Below are 6,171 nucleotides of genomic sequence, written 5' to 3'. Positions count from 1 at the left end.
GCCGCCCACGGTGGCCGGCCGGGCCGGGGCGGCGGGCGGGTCCGGCGGCCAGCAGCGGTCGCGGGCGAAGACGTAGCCGGGGAGGTTGATCCGCCGGGGCGGGCGGCCGGCGTACCACCGCGCGAAGTCGACGGCGGCGCCGCCCACCCACGCCTCGGCGGTCGCGGCCAGGTCCGGCCCGGGGGCGACGGCCGGCGCCGGCGCCGCGTCTGGGTCGACCGATCCCAGCCACACGCCCTGCGTGCGCTGCCCGGCCGCGCACAGGGCCAGGCGGGCCCGCAGCTGCTCGACCGAGCCGGCCGACACGGCCAGGCGGTGCTCGAACGCGGCCCGGCCGAGCTGCAGTGTCGCGGCGACGTCGGCCAGTACCAGGCCGGGCGTGGCGGCGAGGTGAGCGGCGAGGGCCCCGGCCGCGGCGCGGAGACTCTCCTCGCTGCGGGCCGAGAGCGGCACGAGGACCGGGCCGGCCGGGCCGGCGGTCGGCGCGCGCCGGTCGTCGTGGCCGGCGACCACGACGTGGCAGTTGGTACCGCTGAAGCCGAACGAGCTCACCGCGGCCGCCCGCGGCCCCTCCGGCCAGGTCGCGACCTCGGTGTTGACGTGGAACGGCGAGTCGGCGAAGCCGGCCAGGGCGTTGCCGGTGGCGAAGTGCAGCGTGGGCGGGATCACGCCCTCCCGCATGGAGAGCAGGACCTTGATGAGCCCGGCGACCCCGGCCGCGTGCGAGGTGTGCCCGATGTTCGTCTTGATCGAGCCGATCGGGACGTCGCCGCGGCGGTCGGTGTGGGCGCGGAAGGCTGCGGTGAGTGCGTCGACCTCGACCGGGTCGCCGAGCTTCGTGCCGGTGCCGTGCGCCTCGACGTAGCCGATGCCGGCCGGGTCGATGCCGTAGCGGTCGTACACCGCCAGCTCCAGCTCGGTCTGCGAGCGGGCGCTGGGCGCCGTGATGCCGTTGGTGCGGCCGTCCTGGTTGACGCCGATGCCCTTGATGACCCCGTAGATCGGGTCGCCGTCGGCGAGCGCGCGGGCCAGTGGCTTGAGCACGACCACCCCGACGCCCTCGCTCATCACGATCCCGTCGGCGGTCTCGTCGAAGGCACGGCACTGCCCGGTCGGCGAGAGCATCCCGAGCGAGGAGGTCTGCAGGAGGTGCTCCAGCGTGGAGTACACCGCGACGCCCCCGGCCAGGGCCAGGTCACACTCCCGGGCGGCCAGGCTCTGGCAGGCCTGGTGCACCGCGACGAGCGACGACGAGCAGGCCGTGTCGATGCCGACGCACGGGCCGGTCAGGTCCAGGTGGTACGCCACCCGGGCGGGCAGGATCGACGGCGAGTTGCCGGTGAACACATCGGCCCCGCCGGCCTGGCCGCGCTCGCGCAGCAGGCTCACGTAGTCCGGCGGTGGCGAGCCGGCGAAGACGCCGCAGCGGGCGCGCTGCAGGCGGCTCGGGTCGATGCCGGCGTCCTCGAGGGCCCGCCAGCTCTCCTGCAGGAACAGCCGCTGCTGCGGGTCCATGACGTCGGCCTCGGCGGGCACGATGTTGAAGAAGTACGGGTCGAACCGGTCCGGGTCGGCGATGTAGCCGCCCCAGCGCGAGTACGTGCGGTCCGGCGTCGGCGGCCAGGGCGCGAAGACGGCGTCGACGTCCCAGCGCCCGGCCGGGACCTCGGTGACCGCCTCGTGCCCGGCCACGAGGTTGCGCCACAGCTCGCGGTGGTCCCCGGCGCCCGGGTAGCGCCCGGCCATCCCGATCACGGCGATGTCGATGCCCGCGGACTCCGGTGCGGGCGTCGGCTGGACCGGAGCCTCCGGGGCCGCCGGCGCGGGCTCCGCCGGGCCCTCCAGGCTCGCGCCGAGGGTCGCCGCGTGGCGGGCGAGCGCCCGCACCGACGGATGGTCGAACACGACGGTCGGCTTGACCGTGATCCCGAGCCGCGCCCCGATCTTCTCGACGATCTGCACGGCCAGGATGGAGTCGACGCCGTACTCGGCGAAGGAGATCGACGGGCGGATCTCCCCCACCGGCAGTCCGAGGCCGTCGGCGACGATCCGGGCGATGACCGGTTCCAGCTCCTCCGCGCGGACCCCGGCCGGCTCGGCCGACACGGCGGGCACCCCGACGGCGGGCGCCGGGGCGGCGGGGGGCGGGGCGGCGGGGGGCGGCGCCTCCGCGGGCGTGCCCGGTGCGGCCGCGGTCAGGATGCGGAAGCTGGGCTTGGCGTCGCCGGTGAGGCCCGGGCCGAAGCCGGCGAACGCGCCGTACCCGGCCCGCTGCGTCGCCAGCCGCCAGCCCTCCACGGACAGCAGCGGCGAGTGCGGCAGCCGGCGCTGCGGGTCGGTGTAGCGGTGCCAGCCGTCCAGCAGCCCGATCGTCAGCGTGAACACGTCGACGTTCGCGGTCGGCTCGCCGAGCACCAGCAGCCCGCCCGGGGCGAGGAGCGTGCGCACCAGGCCGAGGGTCCGGTCGATGTCGGTGACGGCGTGCAGCGCACTGGCCGCGAGCACCACGTCGAACGTGCCCGGGTCGAGGCCCTGGCCGGCCGGGTCGCGGTCGGCGTCGTAGACCCGGAACCGCACGAACGGGTAGCGGGCGGCGAACGTGCGCCGGCCGTGGGCGACGAAGCTGCCCCCGACGTCGGTGTAGTGGTACTCGACGCCGCCGAGCGGCGCCAGGGCCTCCAGGACCGCCTGGGTGGTGCTGCCGGTGCCGGCGCCGATCTCCAGCACGCGCACCGGGGCGCGGCCCTGCCGGGCGCGCACGCCGGCCGCGGCGGCGACGAACCGGGCCACCTCGCCGGTGTAGAAGTCGTAGGCCGGGTTGCCGCGGTACACCCCGGTCATGAGATCCAGCCCGGAGGACGGGAACAGGACCTCGGTGGCGGGGGTCTCGCCGCGCAGCACGGCCGGGTAGGCCGGGACCGCGACGTCCAGCAGCCGCAGGAACGGCTCTGCGTCGGGGTGGCGGGCCAGGATCTCGGCACGCAGCCGGGACGGGTCGGGCACCGGCCCGGTGCCGAGCAGGGCCCGGCCGGAGCGGCGCAGCAGGCCGTGGCGCTCGAGGACCTCGAAGCAGGCGTCGGTGAAGCGGGTGTACTGCGGGCGCACCCCCAGCGCCGCGCGCAGCTCGTCCGGGGTCCCGCCGGCGTCCGGCAGGCCCATAGCGGTGAGCTCGCGGGCGGCGCGCCGGGCGGCGTAGCGGCCCAGGTCCGGGTACGCGGCCTCCAGCTCCCGATCGGTCGGCGCCAGCTGCTCCTCGAACTGGCGGACGACGGCGTCGATGGTCACGATCTCCCCCTCCCCGGCCGGGCCGGCGGTGTCTTCGGTGTTCGCGTCCGCCGCGGCCGGGCGGCCGTCGTCGGTGGTGGCGGTCGGGCCGGTGACGCTCGGGTCGGTGACGGCCGGCTCGTTGGCGCTCAGGTTGGTGACGGCGGGCAGGTCGATCCAGTACCGGCCGCGCTCGAACGGGTAGCCCGGCACCGGCACCCGGCGGTCGGGGCCGCCGTTGACCGCGGCCCAGTCCGGCGTGGCCCCGGCGGCGAAGGCGCGGGCGGCCCCGTCGAGGTCCCCGGCGGCGTACCGCTCGGCGAACGTCCGCTCGGCCGCGCGCGGGTCGCCGGAGCCGTCGGCCGCGCCGCTGTGCGCGGCCCCGGCCTCGCCGGCGAGGTGGCGGCGCAGCCGGTCGGCGGCCCCGGCGGCGTCGCGGGCCACAAGGGCGAGGCGGTGCTCCAGGGCCGGGCGGCCGGCCTGCAGCGTGCGGGCGATGTCGGCGAACCGCTCGGCCGGGCCGGCGGCGAGGTGGGCGGCGACCCGTCCGGCGTACTCCGCCAGCCGCTCCGGTGTCCGCGCCGACAGCACCAGCAGCTCCTCGGCGCCGGTGCCGGGCCCGGCCGGGGCGGCCGGGTACTCCTCGACGACGACGTGCGCGTTCGCGCCCCCGGCGCCGAAGGAGCTGACGCCGGCCCGGCGGGGCCCGCCGCCCGTCGGCCGCGGCCAGTCGCGGGCCGTCTGCGGCACCTCGAACGGTGACTCGGCGAAGTCGATGCCCGGGTTGAGCTCGGCCGAGTGCAGCGACGGGGCGATGCGCCCGTGCCGCAGCTGCAGCAGCACCTTGGTCAGCGCGACCATGCCGGCCGCCGACTCCAGGTGCCCGACGTTGGACTTGACCGAGCCGAGCGCGCACGGCTCGGCTCGGCCGGCGAACGCGCGGTGCAGCCCGGCCACCTCGACCGGGTCGCCGAGGGCGGTGCCGGTGCCGTGGGCCTCGACGTAGCCGACGGTGTCCGGGTCGACGGCGGCGTCGGCGAGCGCGCGGGCGATGACGTCGCCCTGCGCGACCGGGTTCGGCACCGTCATGCCCGCGGCCCGCCCGCCGTGGTTGACGGCGACGCTGAGGATCACGCCGTGGATGGTGTCGCCGTCGGCCTCGGCCCGCTCCAGGGGCTTGAGCAGCACGGCGCCGACGCCCTCGCCGGGGACGTAGCCGTCGCCGCCGGCGCCGAAGGAGCGGCACCGCCCGTCCGAGGAGGCCATCGTGAGGGTGCGCAGCAGCAGGTACTTGTCCGGGTGCAGCAGCAGGTTGACCCCGCCGGCCAGGGCCGCGTCGCACTCGCCGTCGGCGATGCTGCGGCAGGCCAGGTGCAGCGCGGTGAGCGACGACGAGCAGGCGGTGTCCACGGTCAGGCTGGGGCCGGTGAAGCCGAAGTAGTACGACACCCGGTTCGGCACCGACGACGGCAGCGACGGCACGGCCAGCGGCGCGCCCCGCCGGGTCGACTCGACGCCGAGGAGCCGGTAGTCGGCCCAGGTCGCGCCGACGAAGACGCCGACGCGGTCGTTCGGGGCGCGGAAGTCGTCGGGCCGGTAGCCGGCGTGCTCGACGGCGGCGTACGCGGTCTGCAGGAACAGCCGCTCCTGCGGGTCGAGGGTGTGCGCGGCGCTCGGCGGGATGCGGAAGAACCGGGGGTCGAAGGCGTCGACATCGGCCAGGAACCCGCCGAAGCGGGGCAGCTGGGCGTCGCCGGTCGGGTAGTCGCCGGGCCCCCACCGGGACGCCGGCACCTCGGTGATCGCGTCGCGGCCGTGCAGCACGTTGTCCCACAGCTGCCCGACGTCCTCGGCCCCCGGGTACCGCCCGGCCACACCGACGACGGCGATGTCGAGCCGGCCGCTGCGCCGGGCGCGGCCCGCGGCGAACCGCACGCCCTCGCACTCGGCGGCGAGGGTGCCGTCGGTGTCGTAGAGGCGCAGCCCGTCGCCCTCGGCGACCGCGTACGCGGCGTCGCGCAGCGGTGCCCAGGCCCGGAACCGGCGGATGCCCGCCACGCGCCGCCCGGGGCCCAGCAGGGTCAGGGCGGCGTCGAGCAGCGTCGGGTGGAGCAGGAAGTCGCCGCGCCGCCGGTGGGCGTCGGGGCCGGGCCGCAGGAGCGCGGTGACCCGGTCGCCGTCGCGGCGCCGCCGGCCGGTGGCGCGCAGGAACGCGCCGTGGCCGAGCCCGTCGTACAGCGAATCAAGCGGCTCGGATCCGGGACCGTCCACGACCGACACCTCGAGCGGTGCGGCGCCCGGCGGAGGGCCGGTGCGGCGGACCACGGCCTCGGCGAGCGGCTCCCCGGCGGCGATGCGCACGTGGGTCGCGGCGCCGTCGCCGGTGCCGCGGAACACCACCCGCCGCTCGACGCCGTCGTCGACGGCGAGCGGGCGCAGGAAGCGCAGGTCGGTGAGCTCGACGTCGGCCGCGGGGGTGCCGGCGGCAGCCGCGGCGCGGTACAGCGCGTCCAGGAGGACGGCCTCGGGCAGCACGCGCCGCCCGCGCACCCGGTGGTCGCGCAGCAGGATGTCGTCGGGGCGTATGCGCAGCGCGAAGTCGCGGATCGTCCGGTCCAGCACGTGGGTCATGGCAGCAGCTCCAACTCCAGCAGGGGCAGGTCGGACCCGTCCGGTCGCGGGTCCGGAGCCCGCTCGGCGGGCCGGGCGGCACCGCCGGCGTCGGCCGGCAGCACGGTCGCCAGGTGCGCCGCGAGGGCCGCGGGCGTGGGGTGCTCGAAGATGAGGGTGGTGGGCATCGGCAGGCCGGTGGCGACGCTGACCCGGTCCCGCAGCTCGATGGCCATGAGGGAGTTGAACCCGCCGTCGAGGAACGGCAGGTCGGGCTCGACCCGCCCCGGGTCGTGG

Annotated in this window: 2 protein-coding genes; both read right to left on the bottom strand. The window is 77.3% G+C overall.

Annotation, left to right across the window (positions count from 1 at the left end):
- Nucleotides 1-5,895: beta-ketoacyl synthase N-terminal-like domain-containing protein (locus ABZS66_RS59950; RefSeq protein WP_354773676.1), on the bottom strand; the 5,895-nt coding region annotated here is incomplete at its 3' end.
- A partial coding sequence (locus ABZS66_RS59945) for an acyl carrier protein (RefSeq protein ID WP_354773674.1) occupies nucleotides 5,892-6,171 on the bottom strand: 280 nt, incomplete at its 5' end. The genes ABZS66_RS59945 and ABZS66_RS59950, both read right to left, overlap by 4 nt.

It is taken from the genome of Dactylosporangium sp. NPDC005572, from assembly GCF_040605515.1.
Lineage (GTDB): Bacteria > Actinomycetota > Actinomycetes > Mycobacteriales > Micromonosporaceae > Dactylosporangium.
This window is presented reverse-complemented; position numbering and strand designations above follow the sequence as displayed.